The sequence below is a fragment of the Methylobacterium sp. WL18 genome (assembly GCF_008040015.1).
Classification (GTDB): Bacteria; Pseudomonadota; Alphaproteobacteria; order Rhizobiales; family Beijerinckiaceae; genus Methylobacterium; species Methylobacterium mesophilicum.
The window spans coordinates 1-19,896 of record NZ_VRVD01000032.1; the positions used below are offsets into that span (position 1 = coordinate 1).

The following is a 19,896-nucleotide window of genomic DNA, read 5'->3' on the forward strand; positions in this document are numbered from 1 at the left end:
GCCAAGCCGAGACCGCCGGCGACGGCTGCAACCGCCGCGAGCATCTTCACGTGCATCATGATCAGACCCTCCGTGCAAACCTGCACCGGAACCGCCCGGCGCAAGGCGAGGGGAGATTGGTCCTGCGGCCTGAATAGCGGCTGACCTCCGCTTTGACAGCCCGGAAACATGAATGGGTCCGCAGGTCCGGGAGCGGATTACCGGCCGCCGGACTTGTCGCGCTCCGCTCCGAGGCTGGTGCCGCCCCGGGCCGCCCCCTCCGCCTCGGTACCGGCCCGATCCATCGGGCCGTCCTGGGGCTTGACCGTGCCGGTGGCTGTATCGAGCAGCGCGTCGGCCAGTCCCTCGCTGTTGGGCTTGCCGTGGGGCATCCGCTGCGCCTGCGTGTCGGCCGGCCCGTCAGCCATGCTGGGATCCTTTCGCGTCGGGCGATCCGGCCTTCGGGCCCTCGTCCGGGGATGCCTGGTCGGAGTCGGCGCCCGGCGGGACTGGTTGATGCCCGGCGGCCGCCCGCGCCCGGCGGTGGGCGTCGTATTCGGTCTCGGCGAGGTCTTGCGTGTTGGCCGTCGGTCCGTCGGGCATGCGGGACTCCCTTTCGGGGACAACCGCGTAAGACGCTTCCGGTATCCGCCCCCCTCGACCGCGGGGCCGTCGGGATGTCGGCGCGGCGTGCCCGACGTTCGGTCGCAGCGGGCCGGATGCGCGCGCAGGAACACCGCGACGACCGTGGTGTTGACGGCCAAATCTACAGGCGCGAGGCGCAGCGATGTCGGGAACCGCCAAGAAGACAGATCCGAAGCTGTGGGAGAGGGTCAAGCGCGCGGTCACCGAATCCGACAAGGGCGGCAAGCCCGGTCAATGGTCGGCCCGCAAGGCCCAGATGGCGACCGCGGAATACAAGAAGGAAGGCGGCGGCTACGCCGGCAAGAAGGCGTCCGACAACCACCTCACGCAATGGACCGAGGAGGAGTGGGGCACGAAGTCCGGCGCCGAGAGCGGCGAGACCGGTGAGCGCTACCTGCCCAAGAAGGCCCGCGAGAGCCTGACCGATGCGGAATACGCCGCCAGCACCGCCAAGAAGCGCGCCGACACGCGCAAGGGCAAGCAGTACTCGAAGCAACCCAAGGCGGCTGCCGAGAAGGCCGCGGCGGCGCGCGAGGCAGGACACGAAAGCACGACGAAGGCCGAGCTGATGCGCAATGCTAGGGCGCAGAACGTCCCCGGCCGCTCGCGGATGTCGAAGGCCGAGCTGGAGCACGCCGTCCAGGCCTGACCGGGGTCGCAAACATGAAGACGTCCCGGGATGTGATCCCGGGACGCTTCTCGACCAAGCAGCCAGTCTGATCGGGCTGGGGATGCTCAGGTCAAGCGGTTTCGGCGCCGCTTAGTACGAGCCGAACTTGTAGTTCAGGCCGGCGCGGACGACGGCGAACTCGTCGTCGCGGCGACCGATCGGGGTCACGTAGGCTGGTGCCAGGTTGGCGGCGTTGACGAGCAGGACACCCTGGTTGCGGGTGCCGCGGTCGAGGTTCACGTACAGGCCTTCGACCTTGAGCGTCACGGCGCTCGAACGGAAGAAGTTCAGGAACGAGTCGGTGGGGAGGGCATACTCGATGCCGCCGCCGACGGCGTAGCCGGTGCGGAAGCTGTCGTTGCCGGCGTAGCCGCCGAACGAGCGGTCGGCGCTGCCCGAGCCGTAGGCGAAGCCGCCGGTGCCGTACACGAGGGTGCGGTCGAAGGCGTAGCCGAGGCGGCCGCGCACGGTGCCGAAGTAGTCGAGGCTGGCCAGGCCGCGCGGGTCGTTGAGGATCAGGCCGGGCGCAATCGCACCGCCGCTGACGAAGGCGTTGTTCCGGTTGCGGCCGAAGTCGAGGTACTGGGCATCGGCCTCGATGCCGACGACCACGCCCGAGCCCGGGGTGAACTGATAGTTGTAGCCGACCTGGGCGCCGCCGGAGAAGCCGTCCTGGCTGCGGTTGCGGAAGGTGGCGACGGCGGCCGGCCCGCTGGTCAGGCCGACACCGCCCGGCACGACGAAGGTAGAGTTGTTGGAGCGGCTGCTGGCGTCGAAGGCGTAGCCGGCGTTGATACCGAAGTAGGCGCCGGTCCAGGTGAACACGGGCACCGGAGTGAAGATCGGCGGCGGGGCGGCGCGACGCGGCAGGTCGGCGGCGAAGGCCGAACCGGCGAGGGCGACGCCCGCGAGGGCGGTGGTAGCGCGAAGCAGGGATTTCATATTCTGGTCCTCACGGGTGGCTCCGCAGCGGCCTTTCGGACCGATACGGAACGCGGATCTGCCAATCGTCCAGCGGTTCCAGGGCTGCTTTACGCGGGCGGTATCGCCGACCGCTCATCGCGGCCCCTTTGGCAATCCGCCGTTTTTCCCCGGCACCTCATGGGTCAAAACGCGCTCGAATGGTCAAGGTTCGCTTATGGCCACGCTTTTTCGCACGATTTTGGTTTGACAAAGTGTCGCACCCCCTGGACGCAACGGCCACGCTCGGGACGGGGCCCGTCCATGACCATCATGGAGTCAGTGCGATAGCGGAGATCAGCCGCCCGTAGTCGGGCTCGCCGCGGTGCGTGGTCCGGCGATAGCTGTAGAAGCGCTCCGGGTCGGCATAGGTGCACAGGTCGAGCATCGCGGCCTCTCCGATCTCCGCCTCGCCGAGTCTCGCCAGGATGAAGCCCGGAAGATCGAACTGCGCATGACCGTCGCGGGTCCCTGGCTCCAGAAAGCGCTCCTGGCCGGGAGCCTCGGCGCGGAAGCGCGCGATGAAGTCCGGGCCGACCTCGTAGGAGGCCTGCCCGATCGTCGGCCCGAGCACGGCGACGATCCGCTGACGTCGCGCTCCGAGGGCTTCCATGGCTTGCACCGTCGCGGCGATCACCCCCGTCAATGCCCCCTTCCAGCCGGCATGGGCGGCGCCGACCACCCCGTTCTCGGGATCGGCGAACAGGATCGGCCCGCAATCGGCCGTGGCGATGCCCAGGGCGAGCCCTGGGACCCGCGTCACCATGGCGTCGGCCTTGGGGCGGTCCGCAGCCGGGAACGGTGCCTCCACCGTGACCACCGCGGCGGAATGGACCTGGTACAGGCTCACGAGGCGATCCGGCGGCAGGCCGAGCTGGGCGCACATCCGGGCCCGGTTCTCGCCGACATGCTCCGGCACGTCGTGCGAGCCGAGTCCGCCGTTGAGCGACGCGTAGACGCCCTCCGAGACGCCGCCGGCCCGGGTGAAGAAGGCGTGCCGCACGCCGGTCTGCGACGAGAGTTCCGGCGCCTCGATGTACATGCCTGCGGTCACGGTCGGCTCCCTGGCTTTCCTGCTGCCGCGCTCGATAGCGGAACGGCCGGCCCTTGACGATGTCGTGGAACCGTCAGATTCTTGCTGCATTGCAGCATGAGTCCGGGTTCCGGATTCTTCCGAGAAGGATCGCAATGTCACGACGGACCGAGAACGACTCCCCGATCGAGACCATGGCGCCGGAGGCTCCGGAACATCGGAGCCCCAGCACTGCCGAGCATCCCGTCGTGCGTGAACGCGGCGACCTCGACCCCTCCGACCTGAACCCACCGGCACCGCCGACGCCGCGGGCCACGAACGGATCCGACGCGGGTTTCGGCTCGTTCGGCTGACGACATCCTCAGCCGCCGTCCGGATGCGAAGCCTCAGGTTTCGAGAAATCCGGGCAGCTGGCCGAGGTCTCGACCGGTTACCGCCAGGACCTTGAACAGGCGGCCCATGCCGGTCGGGCCGGCATCCGTCAGCCGCTCCACGGCGGAATCGATTGCCTTGGCTTGAGTTGCCGTGGCGGACGCCTTCAGGCGCTCGGCGCGCTCCAGCAGACCAAGGGCAACAAGGAATTCTCGCTGCTCCACCGGACCGAGGATCGTTGCCTCCTCGGCGCGTGCAGCCCGAGCCAGAGCCGCGAAATCGACGTGATGCGTCAGATCCGCCTCGCCCGGCGCCGCGAGCGGGTTGGCGAAGCGATGCCCCGCCAGAGCCTGGAGGGTATCGCCGAAGCCCGGCCGGACATGGCCGTAATCGATCGCCAGCAGTGTGCCTCCGGACGCGCGCAGTCTTCGGGTCAGCGTCCGCATCAGCGCGAGCCCGGCACCGGGGACGCTCAGCAACGCCCCCTCGGACCCCGACGCCTCGATCTCCGCCGTCGGCTCTGGGGCCAGCCCGAACACGAACTCGCCCTGCGGCCCGAGCCCCACCTGCCGCTCATGCCAGCCGGTGGCCCGGCGCTCGAACTGGCGGACCGGCAGGCAGTCGAAGAACTCGTTGGCGACGAGGATCACCGGGCCGTCGGGCAGGGTTTCCAAGCTTGCGTGCCAGGTCGCGTCCGTTCCGGCCAGGACGCGAGCCTGCACTTCGCGCAGGACCGGACTGGTCTCGACCAGGTGTGGCGACACCCGTACGCCCGGAGCCGCCACCCGCAGGGCCCGCAGGGCGTCGGCCATCAGCGTGCCGCGTCCGGGGCCGAGTTCCACCAGAACGAGCGGATCCGGCCGCCCCATTCGCCCGTGAACGTAGCCCACCCAGGCGCCGACCAGTTCGCCGAACATCTGGCTGATCTCGGGCGCCGTCGTGAAGTCGCCCCGCACCCCGAGCGGATCGCGGGTTCGGTAATAGCCGTGGACCGGATGCCCCAGGCATAGTGCCATGTAGCGGTCGACGCCGATCGGGCCGCCGTGCCGGATCAGCGCCGCGATCTCGGCTCCGAGCAGCGTCACGCCTTCGCGGGCGCCTCGCGCGCCGCCTCCCGCGGGTCGGACGCCGCAGCCGGATTACGGGGACGGGTCCGGCCTGTCGCCGCCAGAACGATGTAGGTGAGGCCGACGATCATCATCGGCACGCAGAGCAGCATGCCCATGGTCACGCCGCCCCCCATAGGCCCGAGATGGTCGCCGAACAGGAAGCCGAGTTGCCGGTCCGGCTCGCGAAAGAACTCGCAGACCGTGCGGGCCAGGGCGTAGCCGAACACGAATATCCCGCCGAGCAAGCCGGGCTTGCGGAAGCCGAACCGGCGGACGCTCAACGCCATGACGATGAACAGCAGCAGACCCTCGGTGGCCGCCTCGTAGAGCTGGCTCGGATGGCGCGGCAGCGGCCCTCCGGTGGGGAACACGATCGCATAAGCGAAGTCCGGCGCGACCCGGCCCCACAGCTCGCCGTTCACAAAGTTCGCGATCCGCCCGAAGAACAGGCCGATCGGCACGACGACGGCGCCGATGTCGAGAAGGGTGTAACCGTTCAGCTTCTTGGCCCGGGCGAACAGCAGGAAGGCCAGGATCGCGCCCAGGAAGCCGCCGTGGAACGACATGCCGCCGTTGCGGATCGCCAGGATCTCCATCGGGTCGGCAAGGTACATCGGCAGGTTGTAGAACAGCACGTAGCCGATCCGCCCACCCAGCACGACGCCAAGCGCGACCCAGACGACCAGATCGTCGATGTCGACCACCTGCGGGCGCTTGACCACCCCCCACAGGCTGTCGGCCATCACGAGGCGGCGCGCGTAGTACCACCCGCCGATCAGGCCGGCGATGTAGGCGAGCGCGTACCATTTGATCGTGATCGGCCCGATCGCGAGCGCCACAGGATCGATGGCCGGAAAGGGCAGTGCGAGGAGCGGCATCGGTCTGACCTCCGGGGCGGCCGGATTGGACGCCGGAGGGGCGACGCGTCAAGTGCGCAACACGCAGCATCCAGCCGCGGGTTCAAGCCGTCACGAACAAGAACCCATGGTTATCCGGTCCCACGCAATAGGCAGCCTTGCCATCCAAGGACGAACGACGCGCGACCCCTGCGACACGGAGAGCCTCCACCAGCCCCTCTATATCCGCCACGGAAAAAACAAATCGCGTTGAGGCGCGATCGGCCGGGCTGAACTCGTTCCGTGACCGGTTCGGGCTGGCCGGCGCCCGGTAGTGCAGCAGTTCCACGTGCGGTGCGGGTGCGGGCGGCTTGAGCGCGACAACATCGACTACGGGATCATCGATGCCGTCGAGCCGCGCCTGTTCGGCCCCCCGGTTCAAGCCGGTCTGCGCGACGTGCAGGCCCAGGGGGCCGGTGAGGAACGACAGCGTCCCATCGAGATCGGTGACGGTGATCGCCGAATGGTCGATACCGAGGAACAGGCCCGGCGCGGCGCGCCAACGCTCGGCCGGCTCTCCGTCGGGGAAGAAGATCAGTTCCAGGGGATGCCCGTCCGGATCGCGGAACTTGTACGCGGTGACGCCGCCCGAGGACGCTGGCAGGACCTGCGCGCCGCCCCGGCTGATCGGCGTCGGATCGACCCGGCCGATCTGCGCCATCGCGGCATCGATGTCGCGCACCGGGATCGCGAGGTGCTGGAAGAACGGATCGGTTGCCGAGCGGTCGACCGGGTAAGGCGCGCCGGATGGCTCCACCGTGAGGAACGTCACCATTTGGCCGCCGAGCCGCAGGTGCAACTGCCGGGCCTGCAACCCCGTGAGCCCCATCGCCTCGGCCTGCGCAGTCGGCACCGGTTCCGGCGGAGCGACCCGCTCGAAGCCGAGACCGTCGCAATAAAAGGCCTCCGTGACGGCGAGGTCCGCAACGGTGCGACTGAAGCCCGCGATGGCTTTGACGCCGTTCAAAGCAGCCGCGCCCCGCGCACATTGGTGTAGATCGCGTACAGCGTGCGCGAGGCGCACAGGAACAGCCGGCTGTCGTTGCGGCCGCCGAAGGTTAGGTTCGCCACCGTCGATGGCACCAGGATCTTCCCGAGAAGCTCGCCGCCGGGGTCGATGCAGTGCGCGCCATCGCCGGCGCTCGACCACACATTGCCATGCTCGTCGCAGCGGATCCCGTCGGCATTGCCTGGCGCGATCTTGCAGAACACCGCCCCGCCGGACAGGCTTCCATCCTCGGCGACATCGAACACGCGCACGTGCTGAATCGGGTCCGGCGCGAATTGCAGCCCGGTCTCGACGACGTAGAGCCTGCGCTCGTCAGGGGAGAAGCACAGGCCGTTCGGGCCCTGGAAGTCGTCGGCGACCACGCACAGCGACCCATCGCGGGGGTCGAACCGGTAGAGAGATGCGGGCAGCTCGGATTCCTGCTTGCCGCCTTCATAATCGGTCTGGATGCCGTAGGGCGGATCCGAGAACCAGATCGTGCCGTCGGACTTGCAGACGATGTCGTTGGGCGAATTCAGCCGTCGCCCCTGATAGTGCTCGACTAGGCCGGTGATGCGGCCGTCGAGTTCGGTCCGGTGGATGCGCCGGCCGCGATGCGAGCAGGACAGGAGCCGCCCCTGGCGATCCCGCGTGTGGCCGTTCTCGAAGTCGCCCCCCTCGCGATAGACACTCAGGCCGCCCTGATCCGTCCAGCGCATCACCCGGTTGTTGGGGAGATCGGAGAACAGCAGTTCGTTGCGATCGCCGAAGAAAACCGGGCCTTCGGTCCAGCGAAAGCCGTCGGCGAGCTTTTCCAGCGGCGCATTCGGAAGAACATACGCCTTGAAGCGCGGCTGCGTCAGCTCGATGCCGTCCATGCCGGGGGCCCTACTTGAAGCGGCCGGGCTGGTTGACGGTTGGCTCCACTTGGAGCCCCGTCACGATCATGGTGCAGGGCTCGTCGCCGACGGTGCCCGAGAGATGACCCTTCTTGCCATCGCGCGCCTTGGTGTTCTGATCCTCGCCCATCATCAGCTCGCCCGGACCCATTTCGACCCGGTGGCCGTCCATGGTCTCCACGAACCAGCGGCCGGACAGGATCGCGATCCATTGTGGACGCGGGTTCTCGTGCCACTCGCCGACCCAGCCGACCGGTAGGACCGTAAAGGTCACCACCGACGGCGCCGGGTCCATCTTGTCGTTCCACTGCGGTGCGGTTTCGGGGTTGATCCCTTCGAATGTAAACCGCGCGATCGAAAAGAGCTCCTGGCGGCTCACCCCCTCCGCGTCGGTATAGACGTGCCAGTAAGGCATCTTTGGAGGGGTCGGCTCGGTCATCGTCGATCCTGCGGCGGCGGCACATTCGTCTTCCGCTCAACGGCCGGATCCGGCGATGGTTCGCGGCGACCGCAGACCGCCGAAGGCGATCCTACCGACACGTCGATCGGACGTCGCCGTCGTTCGGCGGCCAGGGAATCGGCCGGGTCATAATCGCGGTAAAGTCGTAGGGGCAGACCGGCGGGAACGCGCCCTCATCGAGCCCAGTCTCCCCTGCCGCCTCGATCCGCGCGCGATGATAGGCCCGATCGATGAGCGCCTGGATCTGCGACTTAAGGCTTGGGCTGTCTTCAAGACGCTCCGCCACGATGCTGCGCTGTGTCCGGATCGACGTCACCCAGCTGCGGCTCCGCCGGGTGGGCTGATGATCCCATTTCAGCAGGTGAAGCAGGATCACACAGAGGGCGCTCGTCAACGCGTGGCGTTCGCTGCGGCCCACGTCAGCAATCTCGTCCGCAATATGCTCGATGTCGAGGCGCGCCCACGCGCCCGCCTGAAGGAGATGCACCTGCTCCTGAGCCCAAGCATGGACATCGTCCTCGTACCGCGTCGCCTTCAGCTTCTGCGGCGCCAGATTCGAAGCTGTCACGACCGCCTCCTCGCAGTCGCCCGTTCACGTGGGCATCGCCACGCTACCGCATCATGCCGGGTGTCGAAACCCACAAGATGCGGTAGCCTTTTGATTCGCATGATCTTTTCCCGAAAGCCGGAGGCCGCCTTTCCGCACGGCTCGCTATCACATCTGCTCGGGCAGCCGCTCGCTCTGGGCGAGGTTCGAGAACCGGGTGATGTTGGCGTCGAACTGCAGCTCAACCGTCCCGGTCGGGCCGTGGCGCTGCTTGCCCAGGATCACCTCGGCCTTCCCGTGAACGCGGTTCATCTCCGCCTCCCAGGCGAAGAACTCCTCCGTGCCCTCCCGCGGCTTCTTGTTGTTGACGTAGTATTCCTCGCGGAACACGAACATCACCACGTCGGCGTCCTGCTCGATCGAGCCCGATTCGCGTAGGTCCGAGAGCTGGGGGCGCTTGTCGTCGCGGTTCTCGACCTGACGCGAGAGCTGCGACAGACCGATGATCGGCACCGCCAGCTCCTTGGCCAGCGCCTTCATGCCGGTGGTGATCTCGGTCATTTCCTGCACGCGGTTATCGCTGCGCTTGCCGGAGCCGGAAAGCAGCTGCAGGTAGTCGACGATCAGCAGATCCAGGCCCTTTTGGCGCTTCAGGCGCCGGGCACGTGCGGCGAGCTGGGCGATCGAGATGCCGCCTGTCTGATCGATGTAGAACGGGATCGTCTGCATATCCCGGGCGGCGTCGGTGATCTTGTAGAAATCCTCCGGCCGGATGTCGCCGCGGCGGATCTTGTAGGACGGCACCCCCGATTGCTCGGCGATGATGCGGGTGGCGAGCTGCTCGGCCGACATTTCCAGGGAGAAGAACCCAACGATTCCGCCGTTGACGGTCTGCATCGTGCCGTCCGCCTGCTTCTCGCCGCGATACGCCTTGGCGATGTTGAAGGCGATGTTGGTCACCAGCGAGGTCTTGCCCATGGCCGGGCGGCCGGCGAGGATGATCAAGTCGGAGGATTGCAGACCGCCCATCTTGGCGTCGAGGTCGGACAGGCCGGTGGCGATGCCCGAGAGCTTGCCGTCGCGCTGGTAGGCCTTGGCGGCCATGTCGACCGCGGCGGTCAGCGCGTCGGAGAACTTCTGGAAGCCGCCGTCGTACTTTCCGGCCTCCGCGAGTTCGTAGAGGCGCCGCTCGGTCTCCTCGATCTGGTCGCGGGGCGCCTGCTCGACCGGAGCCTCGTAGGCGCCGTTCACCAGATCCTCGCCGATGGTAATCAGGCGGCGGCGGATGGCGAGGTCGTAGATCGTCCGGCCGTAGGCGCCGGCGTTGATCACCGTGGTGGCGTCTGCGGCGAGCCTGGCGAGGTACTGCATCACCGTCTGGCCGCCGAAATCGGCGTCACCGAGGTAGGTCTTCATGGTGATGGGCGTGGCGAGCTTGCCGGCGCGGATCAGGGACGCCGCCACGGAAAAAATCTGCTGGTGCGCATCCTCCATGAAGTGCTCGGCCAGCAGGAAGTCCGACACCCGGTAGTAGGCGTCGTTGTTCACCAGGATGGCGCCGAGCAGCGCCTGCTCCGCATCGATGTTGTGCGGGGCGACGCGGTACTCGGCCTGGACCGCTTCCAGCTTGGCCGTGAGCGCATTGGGCAGGGCCATCGGCGGACGACTCCGAAATCAGGCGCCGCGGCGGGCGCACCAGGATCACACCGCGCGACCTTGGCCTCAGTATGGTTACTGAAGCCTAGCCGACGGCCGGTTCGTCCGGCCCCGGCCCGGACGAACGGACGCCCGCCGACTCTCGCGAGGGGCGGGCGTCCATGCTGGAACAAAACTGGAACGTGTCAAGTCTCGGGGCGAATGATCCCCAATGTTCACCGGTATACAGGGAGGTGACCTGCGCCATCCCGCCAGGGCCGTAGGGCCCTCCCGGAAAGGCGCAAGCCAAGTCCTAAAATCAGCCGCGGTCGTCGGCGCCTTCACCGGCATCGGCCAGCGCCGCGCCGACTTCCAGGCCGAGGTCGTCGAGGTTGAACGCCTCGCGCTCAGTGACCGACTCGCCGCGGGCCTGACGCTCGGCCTCTTCGGGGCTGCGGGCGACGTTGACCGTGACCTGGACCTCGACCTCGGGGTGCAGCACCACCGGGACATTGTGCAGGCCGAGCGTCTTGATCGGCTGGTTTAGGATGAACTGGCCGCGATCGACGGTGAAGGCGTCCTTGGCCACCACCTCGGCGAGGTCGCGGGTGGAGACGGAGCCGTACAGGACGCCGGACTCGCCCGACTGGCGGATCAGGACGAAGCTCTGGCCGTTCAGCTTCTCGGCGACGGCCTCGGCGTCCTTCTTGCGGTCAAGGTTGCGAGCCTCGAGCTGGGCGCGCTGCGACTCGAAGTGCTTCTTGTTGGATTCCGTCGCGCGCAGCGCCTTGCCGCGGGCGAGCAGGAAGTTGCGGGCGAAGCCCGGGCGAACGTTCACGGTCTCGCCCATCTGGCCAAGCTTGGCCACGCGCTCGAGCAGGATCACTTCCATCGTCTTTCTCCTTCAGTTGGTCGGCCTCGGGGGCCGGGGACTCACGGCGCCGGGTTGTCCTTGGGACGTCGGCGATCGAGGGCGGTGTCGGCTAGGCCGAACAGGGTGAGTGCCACCAGGGCCACGCCCTGGGTCACGAACAGGATGAGGTACATGCCGAACAGCATCAGCCCGCGTCCGGGCCGGCCGCGCGAGCGGTCGTGGAACGCCGCGAGCCCCTGGAGCGCGAAAGCCGCGCTGAACGCCCCCACGAGCGCCACGCCGAACACGCCGACGTAGCCGGGGGCGAAGCACATCAGCACGGCCGCGGCCAGCGTCACCAACGTGGTGCGCGGCATGGCGGTCGCCGGCAGATCCGGCCAGGGCCGCGGCAGCCGGCCGGAGATATTCACGATTTTGGCCGAAGCCCAGAGATAGAAGGTCAGGAGCAAAGCCAGACCGTTGGCCGCGAAAGCCGGGACCACGCGCGCAAGCGCGTCTGCGACCTCGGTCCGGGTCACCTCGGCCTCGTCGGCGCCGGCCTTGGGTGCTTGCTCCGTGTCCGGCGCAGGGTCCGAACCGGATTCCGTCGCCTCGGACTGGGGTGCGTCGGCACGACGGTCCACAGCCGGGCGGGCGGCGGGATCGCGAACCTGGACCAGCGTGCGGGCGAGCCCGCGCAATTGCGCGTCGAAAGCCGCGTGGTTCGGCGAGGACAGGACTGCGATGGCGATGAACGCGAGCGCCGCCGTGGCGGCAGTCCAGCCGAGGAGGCGGCCGGTCGGGTACCATTCGAGGCCCGACGGCGTGTCGCGACCGAGCAGGGTCAGGTAGGCGAGCCACCAGGCCGGCAGGGCGATGTAGGCCGCGTAGGCGAGGCCCATGAAGGGCGCGATCACCAGGGCCAGCGCCAGACTGCCGGCGGCGGCAGCCGCCAGGGCGGCCTTATGGCTCCAGCCCAAACCGACGATCAGGATCGGCAGCGGCGCCACGAGGTAGAGCACGATCGCCAGCGGGGTCGCCTTCAGCAGCACCCCGAACAGGAGTGCGGAGACGAGGCCCGCGCCGATACCGATGCCGATATGCTGTGCCATGGATTCCGCTGTCCCGCTGCCGTCACGGCAGGGTTAGAGGCGACGCTGCGCCCCAACGATCGAGCGATGCCAGATCGCTCTGTGAGGACCGGCCCGGGTCGAGCCCGGGCCGGACGGTCGAATTGGTCTACTTGATCACGTAGGGCAGCAGGCCGAGGAAGCGGGCGCGCTTGATCGCCTGAGCGAGTTCGCGCTGCTTCTTGGCCGACACCGCGGTGATGCGCGACGGAACGATCTTACCGCGCTCCGACACGTATCGGGACAGCAGCTTGACGTCCTTGTAGTCGATCTTCGGCGCGTTCGCGCCGGAGAAGGGGCAGGTCTTGCGACGACGGAAGAAGGGACGGCGTCCGCCGCCAGCACCTGCACCAGCACCAAATGCCATGGCTTAGGCCTCCCCGCCAAAGGTACGCTCGGGACGATCGCCACCGCGATCGCCACGGTCCGGACGGTCGCCGCCGCCGAAGCCGCCACCACCGCCGCCACCGAAGCCGTCATCGTCGCGACGCCGGCCGCGCTCGCGATCCTTGCGGTCGTCGCGGTCACGCTTCTGCATCATCGCCGACGGCTCGGAATCGAGATCCTCGACCCGGACGGTCATGAAGCGCAGCACATCTTCGGAGATCTGCATCTGGCGCTCCATCTCGGCGATGGCGGCCGGGGGGGCGTCGATGTTGAGGAGCGCGAAATGCGCCTTGCGGTTCTTCTTGATGCGGTAGGCCAGGGACTTCACGCCCCACATCTCGATCTTCTCGAGGCGGCCGCCGTTCTGCTCGATCACACCCTTGTAGGTGTCGATCATCGTCTCGACCTGCTGGGACGTCACGTCCTGCCGGGCCAAGAGCACGTGCTCGTAGAGAGGCATTATCGGGCCTTTCAGTGTCAAAAGGAGCCCGGCCGCTCGGGAGCGGCTGGTTCGGGCCGGTTCATTTCGCGAGACGCTCGGCGCCAAGCCCTTCGAGCCGATTTTCAGGCCCGAGCGGTTGATCGAAGGCGGAGACACCGGACGACGGGTCGTTCAGGACCCTATGCCGCGAGCGGCACCGTCCGTTCAGCCCCCGGCCGGAGCGAACGCGAGGGCCGGCGGATAATGGTTTTTTCCCGCACTGGCAAGGCCGGCAGGTCCGGACGCGTCCGCTCGGCCGGGGCGCCGGCCCGTCTTGCCGACAGGGCGCGCCGCCAGCATATCGACCGTTCGAGGGCGCCTGCCGGAGCGGGCCGGCCCCGGGACCGATGAGCCCATGACGCCCGAAAACACGACCTTCGAAAAGCTGCGCCTCGGCGTCAACATCGATCACGTCGCCACCGTGCGCAATGCACGCGGCGAGCATTATCCCGATCCCGTTCGGGCCGCCCTGCTGGCGGTCGAGGCCGGGGCGGACGGGATCACTGCGCATCTACGCGAGGACCGCCGCCACATCCGCGACGCCGACATCGCCGCGCTGAAGCGCGACCTCACGGTGCCGCTGAACTTCGAGATGGCCGCGACCGACGAGATGGTGGCGATCGCCCTGGCGACCCGGCCCCACGCCGCCTGTCTGGTGCCCGAGAAGCGTGCGGAGCGCACGACCGAGGGCGGCCTCGACATCGTCGGCGGCCGCGCTCACCTCGCCCCCCGCATCACCGCCCTAGCCGAGGCCGGCATTCGGGTGTCGCTGTTCGTCGAGCCCGAACCGGCGATCATGGAGGCGGCCGCCGCGCTCGGGGCTCCGGTGGTCGAACTGCACACCGGCAGCTACTGCGAGGCCGCCGTGGCGGGGGACGATGGGCGCATCGCCCACGAGCTGGCCCGGATCACAAGGGCGGCCCAGCACGGCGCCGGCCTCGGCCTGGAGATCCATGCCGGCCACGGGCTCACGGTCGACAGCGTCGGCCCGGTAGCGGCGCTGCCGCAGATCCGCGAGTTGAATATCGGCCACGCACTCATCGCCGACGCGATCTTCGTGGGCCTTGCCCAGGCAGTGCGCGACATGCGGGCCGCCATGGACCGCGCGCGGCGCCCATGATCATCGGCATCGGCTCGGATCTCTGCGACATCGACCGGATCGCCCGGACGCTGGAGCGGCACGGCGACCGCTTCACACACCGGGTTTTCACGGACGGCGAGCGGGCGCGCTGCGATCGCCGCGCCGCGCGGGCGCCCGGCTATGCCAGGCGATTCGCCGCCAAGGAGGCTTGTGCCAAGGCCCTCGGGACCGGTCTCAGTGCCGGGGTGTTCTGGCGCGACATGGAGGTGGTGAACCTGCCCTCCGGCCAGCCGACCCTGCGGCTCTCCGGCGGCGCCGCCGCGCGTCTCGCCGAGTTGCTGCCCGCGGGGCATGAGGGCCGCGTGCACGTCAGCCTGACGGACGACCCGCCGATGGCTCAAGCCTTCGTGATCATCGAGGCGCTGCCGACCGTGCCGCGCGGGTGAGACCCGGGTCGGCGGATTAGCGCGCCGCCCTCGCGCGTTGCGGGGGGCTCGCGCTTGGTCTAGACCGCCGCACGCAGCGGACACGATTGCGGCGCATTCCTCGGGACAACCGCAGATCAGCCGCGAGCGGCGGGGCCGTGCCCTGCTGGCGGCTGGCGTATGATGCGGGATGGCGGAAGCCGAGTTTCCGGGACCATCGTACGAGAACGGAAGAGCCGGGGCGTGCTCCGGCGACGGAATCTGAGTCTGAAGATGGAACGCGCACGCGTGGATCACGACGGCAAGCCACTGACGAAACCGGTCGAGACCGGCACCTGGGCCAGCATCCGCGAGACGCTGAAGGTCGGCGTCCAGGCGCTGCTGATCGCCCTCGTGGTGCGCACGCTGCTGTTCCAGCCGTTCAACATCCCGTCGGGCTCGCTGGTGCCGACGCTGCTGATCGGTGATTACCTGTTCGTCTCAAAGTACTCCTACGGATACTCGAAGTACTCGCTTCCGCTGTCGGAATACATTCCGATCCAGGCCGATGGGCGCGTCTGGGCGGCCGAGCCGAAGCGCGGCGACATCGCGGTGTTCAAGCTGCCCAAGGACAACGCCACCGACTACATCAAGCGCGTGATCGGCCTGCCGGGCGACAAGATTCAGATGATCGACGGCGTGCTCAATATCAACGGCAAGGCGGTCAAGCGCGAGCGGATCGCCGATTACGAGACGACCGATCCCTACGGCCAGGCGACCAAGGTTCCCCAATACCTCGAGACGCTGCCGAACGGCGTCGTACACCGGGTGATCGAGCGGGACGGCGACAACGGGTTCTGGGACAAGACCGAACTCTACACCGTGCCGAGCGGTCACTTCTTCATGATGGGCGACAACCGCGACAACTCCACCGATTCGCGCGACCTCGCCAGCGTCGGCTACGTGCCCTTCGCCAACCTGGTCGGACGCGCCGAGATGATCTTCTTCTCGATCGACGAGGGCACCCCGGCTTGGCAGCTCTGGAACTGGCCGGCCCACGTGCGCTGGTCGCGCCTGTTCTCGACCATCCATTGAACGGCCCGGACTTGGACGAGGCTGGACAGGCCCGACCGTCTTCCCGGGCGCGGCGTTCCCACAAGCCCAGGCCGCCGCTCGGCGTCCTGGAGGAGCGGATCGGCCACAGCTTCGCCGATCAGACCCTGCTGACCCGGGCGCTGACCCATACCAGCAAGGCCACCGGACGCGGCGGCAGCTACCAGCGCCTGGAATTCCTCGGCGACCGCGTCCTCGGGCTCGCGGTGGCGGACCGGCTCTATGCGGCCTTTCCGGACGCCGACGAGGGTGACCTGTCGCGCCGCCTCGCCGGCCTCGTGCGCCGGGAGACCTGCGCGGCGGTGGCGGCCGCCTGGGAGGTCGGCCCGCACCTGATCCTCGGCCAGGGCGAGGTGATGGGTGGCGGCCGGCGCAACCAGACGATCCTGGCCGACGTCTGCGAGGCGATCCTAGGGGCGGTCTACCTCGATGCCGGCTTCGACGCGGCGCGTCTGATCGTCGAGGCGCATTTCCACCCGACCGAACCCCTGTCGGCCCATCGCGGCCGCGACGCGAAATCCGCGTTGCAGGAATGGGCCATGGGCCGAAGCCTGCCGATCCCCGTTTATGCGGTGGTCGAGCGCACCGGCCCGGATCATGCACCCAGGTTCCGCATTGCCGTACAGGTCGAGGGGCTCGAGCCGGGCCATGGCGAGGGCACCTCGAAGCGTGTCGCCGAGCAGGAGGCCGCCCGCGCGCTGATGGAGCGCGAGGGAATCGGCACCGCCCCGGAGACGGGGCCGACGGAGACAGCATGACCGAACACGATCACGACGACGCGCAGGATGATGCACAGGATGACGGCCCCGCCGAGGGCCCGGCACCGAAGGCCCCCTCGACGCTCCCGGGCACGCCCGCCGACGCCCGGGCGGGCTTCGTCGCGCTCATCGGCGTGCCGAATGCCGGCAAGTCGACGCTCCTCAACAACCTGGTCGGCACGAAGGTCTCGATCGTCTCGCGCAAGGTGCAGACGACCCGGGCGCTGGTGCGCGGCATCCTGATCGAGGGATCGGCCCAGGTCATCCTGGTCGACACCCCCGGCATCTTCGCGCCGAAGCGTCGGCTCGACCGGGCGATGGTGCATTCGGCCTGGAGCGGCGCCGCCGACGCGGATGCGGTGTGCCTACTGGTCGATGCCCGCAAGGGCCTGGACGACGAGGTCGAGGCGATCCTGAGCCGGCTGGGCGGGGTGAAGCGCGAGAAGATGCTGATCCTCAACAAGATCGACCTGATCCCGCGCGAGCGGCTGCTCGATCTCGCCGCCAAGCTCAATGCGGCTTCGCCCTTCGCGGAGACCTTCATGATCTCGGCGCTCAAGGGCGACGGCGTCGGCGATCTGCGCCGGGCGCTTGCCGCCCGGATGCCGTCCGGCCCGTGGCTCTACCCGGAGGATCAGGTCTCGGACGCGCCGCTGCGCATGCTCGCCGCCGAGATCACTCGGGAGAAGATCTACGACCGGCTCCACGAGGAATTGCCCTACCGCTCCACGGTCGAGACCGACCAGTGGCAGATCCGGCCGGACGGCTCGGTGCGGATCGAGCAGACGATCTTCGTCGAGCGCGAGAGCCAGCGCTCGATCGTCCTGGGCAAGGGCGGCCAGACCATCAAGGCGATCGGCCAGGCGGCCCGCATCGAAATCGCCGAGGCGGCGGACACGAAAGTCCACCTGTTCCTGCACGTGAAGGTCCGGGAGAACTGGGCCGACGACCCGGCCCGCTACCGCGAGATGGGGTTAGAGTTCCCGCGCGGCTAAACCGGGTTTCCAAAGGGCCTAGCCCTTTGGCGGGGTTCGGGGGCGGCGCCCCTGATGCATCGGGCAAAGCCCGACAGCAGGGTTGCACCCTGCACCCGTAGAAGGTCGAAGACCTTTTGAAATCGGAATTTCAGGCCTCCGGCACATCCCAGCCGATCGAGCGGCGCAGGAAGGTCAGGCCCAGCGCCAGGAACGCCGCCGCCTCGGCGTTGTCCTTGCCGTAGCCGTGTCCGCCCGAGGCGGGCTCGTAGAAGGCCGCGTCGTAGCCCAGGGCGTTGAGCTTGCGGGCCATCTTCCGCGCGTGGCCGGGATGCACCCGGTCGTCGCGGCGGCTGGTGGCCAGCAGGATCGGCGGATAGGGCCGCCCCACCTCGGCCGCATGATACGCCGAGATGGCGCCGAGGAACGCCCAGTCCTGCGGGTCGTCCGGATCGCCGTATTCGGCGATCCAGCTCGCCCCGGCCAGGAGCTTGGTGTAGCGGCGCATGTCGATCAGCGGGATCGTACAGAACAGGGCCCCGAACCGCTCCGGATAGCGGGTCAGCATGTTGGCGATAAGCAGGCCGCCGTTCGATCCGCCCTCCGCGGCGATCCGGCCCGGCCGGGTCACGCCGCGCGCGACGAGGTCGGCCGCGACCGCTGCGAAGTCGTCATGCGCCCGGGCCTTGCCTTCGCGGCGGCCGGCATCGTGCCAGCGCGTGCCGAATTCGCCGCCGCCGCGGATGTTGGCGACGACGTTCGTACCGCCCCGCTCCAGCCAGAGCTTCCCGAGAACCGGCGCGTAGCTCGGCAGAAGCGGGATCCGAAAGCCGCCATAGGCGGTCATGTGCACCGGGGCCTCGCCCGTCAGCCCCTCCGGACCGGTCTGGACATAGGGAACGCGCGTTCCGTCGGCCGAGATCGCCTCGTGCCGGGTCACGCGCAATCCACGTGCGTCGAAGGCCGGCGGCGTTGCGCGCAAGACCGCGGGTGCTCCGAGATCCGGCGCAATGCTGAGAAGCGTCGCGGGCGTCACGGGGTCGTGCACCAGCGCCAGCAGCGTGCCGTCCGCCTCCTCGGTATCGCCGTCGAGGGGCCAGACGTTGACGCTGCCGAGCATCGGAAGCCCCTCCAGCGGCCGTGTCGCCCAGGCCCCCTCCCCCGGCGTGCACACTGTGTAGGTCGGGCGCAGATCATCGAGCGCGTGCACGAACAGGCGCCCGGCCGACCAGAACACGTCCTGGAGCGCCCGGCGCTCGTCCGGTTGCCACAACACCGCGAAGTCGCGGCGCCCGGCCAGGAAGCCGGACAGCGGCAGCGCCAGCACGGTGTCGGTCGCATGCTCCACGCCGCCGACGGACCAGGGCCGGCGCGGTCGCACGACGAGGTAATCCCGGTCGACCTGCACGTCGGCGTCCGAGGGCACGTCGAGTTCTGTGTTTGGGCCGCTCCGGTCGCCGAGGAGGATCTTGGTGTCGAAGAAGCTGACCTGCTCGATGAAGACGAGCCGCTCGACGCCCGTCTCCCGATCCACCGAGGCCCATGCGGCCATGCTGGTCTCGGGCACGTCGAACAGCACCGCGGCGGCCTGCGGATCCGAGCCGCGAGACAATATCCGAATGGTGCGCGGGTAACCCGCCCGCGTGGCCATGCCGTCGCCGTAGGCGCTCGACACCAGGAGCGTATCGCGATCGAGCCAGGCCGCGCCGCCCTTCGCCTCGGGTAGGACGAAGCCGTCGGCCACGAAGCGGCGGGCGGTCAGGTCGAACTCGCGCACGACCTTGGCATCGCCGCCGCCCCGGCTGAGGGAGAGCAGGGCCCGGTCATGGCCATCCTTCAGGATCGACGATCCGGCCCAGACCCAATCCTCGCCCTCCGCGACGGCCAGGGCGTCGAGGTCGAGCAGGATGTCCCAGTCCGGCGTTTCTGTCCGGAAGCTCGTTTCGTCGGTGCGCCGCCACAGGCCGCGCGGATGCTCCGCATCTTTCCAGAAATTATAGAGCCTCCCGCCCCGGCGCGAGACCAGCGGAATCCGATCCGGCCGATCGAGAATCACGCGGGCGATGTCGCGGTCGCGGTCGAAGACGGCATCGCCGTAGCGGGCGAGGGTCTCGGTGTTGCGCGCCTCGACCCATGCCACCGCTTCCGGCCCGTCGATCGCCTCCAGCCAAAGATAGGGATCGTCGTCCGGGTGCTGCGGGGACGGGCGCGGATCGATCGGAGCGGTCATGGCGGACACGATAGACCCGGATCCTGGGATTCGTGAACGGCCCTGGCCGCGTCAGTTTAGAGCCGTGCCCGGCCGCGTTGCGACGGGTTAGCCGTTTGCAGCGTTGAGTGGTGAAGGAGCCCTCGATGCCTTCACCGTTGTCTGTCGATCTGCGCGAGCGTGTCATGGCGGCCGTGGCCGAGGGCGCCTCCTTCCATCGAGCGGCGGCCCGGTTCGGTGTAAGCGTGTCGAGTGCCAGCCGCTGGTCGGAGCGGTTCGCGCAGGAAGGCCACGTCGCGCCCAAGCCGACGCG

At 68.6% G+C, this 19,896-nt stretch carries 24 protein-coding genes; 8 read left to right on the forward strand and 16 right to left on the reverse strand.

Features of this window, described 5'->3' with window-relative positions; all coding sequences use genetic code 11:
* Nucleotides 1-197: 197 nt before the first annotated feature.
* Together FV228_RS05410 and FV228_RS05415 are read right to left on the reverse strand one after the other, a co-directional pair.
* A complete protein-coding gene (locus tag FV228_RS05410; RefSeq protein ID WP_147853653.1) occupies nucleotides 198-407 on the reverse strand; it encodes a hypothetical protein in 210 nt (69 codons plus the stop codon).
* Complete coding sequence (locus FV228_RS05415; RefSeq protein WP_147853654.1) at nucleotides 400-582, reverse strand: hypothetical protein; 183 nt, start codon at nucleotides 580-582, stop codon at nucleotides 400-402. Before FV228_RS05415 ends, FV228_RS05410 begins: the two co-directional genes overlap by 8 nt.
* A 184-nt stretch (nucleotides 583-766) precedes the next feature.
* Here FV228_RS05415 and FV228_RS05420 point away from each other — a divergent pair, with 184 nt between their 5' ends.
* Entirely contained in the window at nucleotides 767-1,273 is a 507-nt protein-coding gene (locus FV228_RS05420) for a hypothetical protein (protein ID WP_147853655.1), read from the forward strand.
* 111 nt (nucleotides 1,274-1,384) lie between these two features.
* Here FV228_RS05420 and FV228_RS05425 read toward each other — a convergent pair whose 3' ends face one another.
* Both FV228_RS05425 and pgeF read right to left on the reverse strand, forming a co-directional pair.
* Nucleotides 1,385-2,236: a porin family protein gene (locus tag FV228_RS05425; protein WP_147853656.1), complete on the reverse strand. Its 852-nt coding sequence runs from the start codon at nucleotides 2,234-2,236 to the stop codon at nucleotides 1,385-1,387.
* Between the two features lie 289 nt (nucleotides 2,237-2,525).
* Nucleotides 2,526-3,296: a peptidoglycan editing factor PgeF gene (gene pgeF, locus FV228_RS05430; RefSeq protein WP_147853671.1), complete on the reverse strand. Its 771-nt coding sequence runs from the start codon at nucleotides 3,294-3,296 to the stop codon at nucleotides 2,526-2,528.
* Nucleotides 3,297-3,442: 146 nt separating this feature from the next.
* Between pgeF and FV228_RS05435 the strand changes: the two genes are divergently transcribed.
* Nucleotides 3,443-3,640, forward strand: coding sequence for a fibronectin-attachment protein (FAP) (locus FV228_RS05435; RefSeq protein ID WP_147853657.1), 198 nt, complete (start codon nucleotides 3,443-3,445; stop codon nucleotides 3,638-3,640).
* A gap of 33 nt (nucleotides 3,641-3,673) precedes the next feature.
* Here FV228_RS05435 and FV228_RS05440 read toward each other — a convergent pair whose 3' ends face one another.
* From FV228_RS05440 to rpsF, 11 genes are all read right to left on the reverse strand, one after another.
* On the reverse strand, nucleotides 3,674-4,744 hold the full coding sequence (locus tag FV228_RS05440) for an SAM-dependent methyltransferase (RefSeq protein ID WP_147853658.1): 1,071 nt from the start codon (nucleotides 4,742-4,744) through the stop codon (nucleotides 3,674-3,676).
* Nucleotides 4,741-5,646: a prolipoprotein diacylglyceryl transferase gene (lgt, locus tag FV228_RS05445; protein WP_147853659.1), complete on the reverse strand. Its 906-nt coding sequence runs from the start codon at nucleotides 5,644-5,646 to the stop codon at nucleotides 4,741-4,743. The genes FV228_RS05440 and lgt overlap by 4 nt, the downstream gene beginning before the upstream one ends.
* An 82-nt stretch (nucleotides 5,647-5,728) precedes the next feature.
* The gene (locus tag FV228_RS05450; protein WP_246693837.1) at nucleotides 5,729-6,688 is read right to left on the reverse strand and encodes a VOC family protein; all 960 of its coding nucleotides are present in this window, start codon (nucleotides 6,686-6,688) and stop codon (nucleotides 5,729-5,731) included.
* Complete coding sequence (locus tag FV228_RS05455; protein WP_147853660.1) at nucleotides 6,628-7,530, reverse strand: SMP-30/gluconolactonase/LRE family protein; 903 nt, start codon at nucleotides 7,528-7,530, stop codon at nucleotides 6,628-6,630. Before FV228_RS05455 ends, FV228_RS05450 begins: the two co-directional genes overlap by 61 nt.
* A gap of 10 nt (nucleotides 7,531-7,540) precedes the next feature.
* A complete protein-coding gene (locus tag FV228_RS05460) occupies nucleotides 7,541-7,990 on the reverse strand; it encodes a cupin domain-containing protein (RefSeq protein WP_147853661.1) in 450 nt (149 codons plus the stop codon).
* Nucleotides 7,991-8,081: 91 nt separating this feature from the next.
* On the reverse strand, nucleotides 8,082-8,579 hold the full coding sequence (locus FV228_RS05465; protein WP_210247785.1) for a DUF29 domain-containing protein: 498 nt from the start codon (nucleotides 8,577-8,579) through the stop codon (nucleotides 8,082-8,084).
* A 147-nt stretch (nucleotides 8,580-8,726) separates the two neighbouring features.
* A complete protein-coding gene (locus FV228_RS05470) occupies nucleotides 8,727-10,214 on the reverse strand; it encodes a replicative DNA helicase (RefSeq protein WP_147853662.1) in 1,488 nt (495 codons plus the stop codon).
* Nucleotides 10,215-10,512: 298 nt separating this feature from the next.
* A complete protein-coding gene (rplI, locus tag FV228_RS05475) occupies nucleotides 10,513-11,085 on the reverse strand; it encodes a 50S ribosomal protein L9 (protein WP_147853663.1) in 573 nt (190 codons plus the stop codon).
* Nucleotides 11,086-11,126: 41 nt separating this feature from the next.
* On the reverse strand, nucleotides 11,127-12,158 hold the full coding sequence (locus FV228_RS05480; RefSeq protein WP_147853664.1) for a DUF2232 domain-containing protein: 1,032 nt from the start codon (nucleotides 12,156-12,158) through the stop codon (nucleotides 11,127-11,129).
* A 127-nt stretch (nucleotides 12,159-12,285) separates the two neighbouring features.
* A complete protein-coding gene (gene rpsR, locus FV228_RS05485; protein ID WP_091712669.1) occupies nucleotides 12,286-12,543 on the reverse strand; it encodes a 30S ribosomal protein S18 in 258 nt (85 codons plus the stop codon).
* 3 nt (nucleotides 12,544-12,546) lie between these two features.
* A complete protein-coding gene (gene rpsF / locus FV228_RS05490) occupies nucleotides 12,547-13,023 on the reverse strand; it encodes a 30S ribosomal protein S6 (protein ID WP_147853665.1) in 477 nt (158 codons plus the stop codon).
* Between the two features lie 376 nt (nucleotides 13,024-13,399).
* Between rpsF and FV228_RS05495 the strand changes: the two genes are divergently transcribed.
* The 5 genes from FV228_RS05495 to era all read left to right on the forward strand — a co-directional run bounded on the left by FV228_RS05495 (nucleotide 13,400) and on the right by era (nucleotide 17,395).
* Nucleotides 13,400-14,164 (forward strand): pyridoxine 5'-phosphate synthase, encoded by a 765-nt coding sequence (locus tag FV228_RS05495; protein WP_147853666.1) that lies wholly within the window; start codon nucleotides 13,400-13,402, stop codon nucleotides 14,162-14,164.
* Nucleotides 14,161-14,571 (forward strand): holo-ACP synthase, encoded by a 411-nt coding sequence (gene acpS / locus FV228_RS05500; RefSeq protein WP_147853667.1) that lies wholly within the window; start codon nucleotides 14,161-14,163, stop codon nucleotides 14,569-14,571. Before FV228_RS05495 ends, acpS begins: the two co-directional genes overlap by 4 nt.
* A gap of 252 nt (nucleotides 14,572-14,823) precedes the next feature.
* Nucleotides 14,824-15,624 carry a signal peptidase I gene (gene lepB / locus FV228_RS05505; RefSeq protein ID WP_147853668.1) on the forward strand — a complete coding sequence of 267 codons (801 nt, stop codon included), beginning with the start codon at nucleotides 14,824-14,826 and terminating at the stop codon, nucleotides 15,622-15,624.
* Between the two features lie 11 nt (nucleotides 15,625-15,635).
* On the forward strand, nucleotides 15,636-16,400 hold the full coding sequence (rnc, locus tag FV228_RS05510) for a ribonuclease III (RefSeq protein WP_147853674.1): 765 nt from the start codon (nucleotides 15,636-15,638) through the stop codon (nucleotides 16,398-16,400).
* A complete protein-coding gene (gene era / locus FV228_RS05515; RefSeq protein ID WP_147853669.1) occupies nucleotides 16,397-17,395 on the forward strand; it encodes a GTPase Era in 999 nt (332 codons plus the stop codon). Before rnc ends, era begins: the two co-directional genes overlap by 4 nt.
* A gap of 130 nt (nucleotides 17,396-17,525) precedes the next feature.
* On the opposite strand, the gene FV228_RS05520 is transcribed toward era, so the two are convergent.
* Nucleotides 17,526-19,604 carry a prolyl oligopeptidase family serine peptidase gene (locus FV228_RS05520; protein ID WP_147853675.1) on the reverse strand — a complete coding sequence of 693 codons (2,079 nt, stop codon included), beginning with the start codon at nucleotides 19,602-19,604 and terminating at the stop codon, nucleotides 17,526-17,528.
* A 125-nt stretch (nucleotides 19,605-19,729) separates the two neighbouring features.
* On the opposite strand from FV228_RS05520, the gene FV228_RS05525 reads away from it, so the two are divergent.
* Nucleotides 19,730-19,896: helix-turn-helix domain-containing protein (locus FV228_RS05525; protein ID WP_147853670.1), on the forward strand; the 167-nt coding region annotated here is incomplete at its 3' end.

Coding starts and splice junctions, on each gene's coding strand:
- FV228_RS05410 (WP_147853653.1), bottom strand. CDS start 407: ATGGCTGACGGGCCGGCCGACACGCAGGCGCAGCGGATGCCCCACGGC.
- FV228_RS05415 (WP_147853654.1), bottom strand. CDS start 582: ATGCCCGACGGACCGACGGCCAACACGCAAGACCTCGCCGAGACCGAA.
- FV228_RS05420 (WP_147853655.1), top strand. CDS start 767: ATGTCGGGAACCGCCAAGAAGACAGATCCGAAGCTGTGGGAGAGGGTC.
- FV228_RS05425 (WP_147853656.1), bottom strand. CDS start 2,236: ATGAAATCCCTGCTTCGCGCTACCACCGCCCTCGCGGGCGTCGCCCTC.
- pgeF (WP_147853671.1), bottom strand. CDS start 3,296: ATGTACATCGAGGCGCCGGAACTCTCGTCGCAGACCGGCGTGCGGCAC.
- FV228_RS05435 (WP_147853657.1), top strand. CDS start 3,443: ATGTCACGACGGACCGAGAACGACTCCCCGATCGAGACCATGGCGCCG.
- lgt (WP_147853659.1), bottom strand. CDS start 5,646: ATGCCGCTCCTCGCACTGCCCTTTCCGGCCATCGATCCTGTGGCGCTC.
- FV228_RS05455 (WP_147853660.1), bottom strand. CDS start 7,530: ATGGACGGCATCGAGCTGACGCAGCCGCGCTTCAAGGCGTATGTTCTT.
- FV228_RS05460 (WP_147853661.1), bottom strand. CDS start 7,990: ATGACCGAGCCGACCCCTCCAAAGATGCCTTACTGGCACGTCTATACC.
- FV228_RS05470 (WP_147853662.1), bottom strand. CDS start 10,214: ATGGCCCTGCCCAATGCGCTCACGGCCAAGCTGGAAGCGGTCCAGGCC.
- rplI (WP_147853663.1), bottom strand. CDS start 11,085: ATGGAAGTGATCCTGCTCGAGCGCGTGGCCAAGCTTGGCCAGATGGGC.
- FV228_RS05480 (WP_147853664.1), bottom strand. CDS start 12,158: ATGGCACAGCATATCGGCATCGGTATCGGCGCGGGCCTCGTCTCCGCA.
- rpsR (WP_091712669.1), bottom strand. CDS start 12,543: ATGGCATTTGGTGCTGGTGCAGGTGCTGGCGGCGGACGCCGTCCCTTC.
- rpsF (WP_147853665.1), bottom strand. CDS start 13,023: ATGCCTCTCTACGAGCACGTGCTCTTGGCCCGGCAGGACGTGACGTCC.
- FV228_RS05495 (WP_147853666.1), top strand. CDS start 13,400: ATGACGCCCGAAAACACGACCTTCGAAAAGCTGCGCCTCGGCGTCAAC.
- acpS (WP_147853667.1), top strand. CDS start 14,161: ATGATCATCGGCATCGGCTCGGATCTCTGCGACATCGACCGGATCGCC.
- lepB (WP_147853668.1), top strand. CDS start 14,824: ATGGAACGCGCACGCGTGGATCACGACGGCAAGCCACTGACGAAACCG.
- era (WP_147853669.1), top strand. CDS start 16,397: ATGACCGAACACGATCACGACGACGCGCAGGATGATGCACAGGATGAC.
- FV228_RS05520 (WP_147853675.1), bottom strand. CDS start 19,604: ATGACCGCTCCGATCGATCCGCGCCCGTCCCCGCAGCACCCGGACGAC.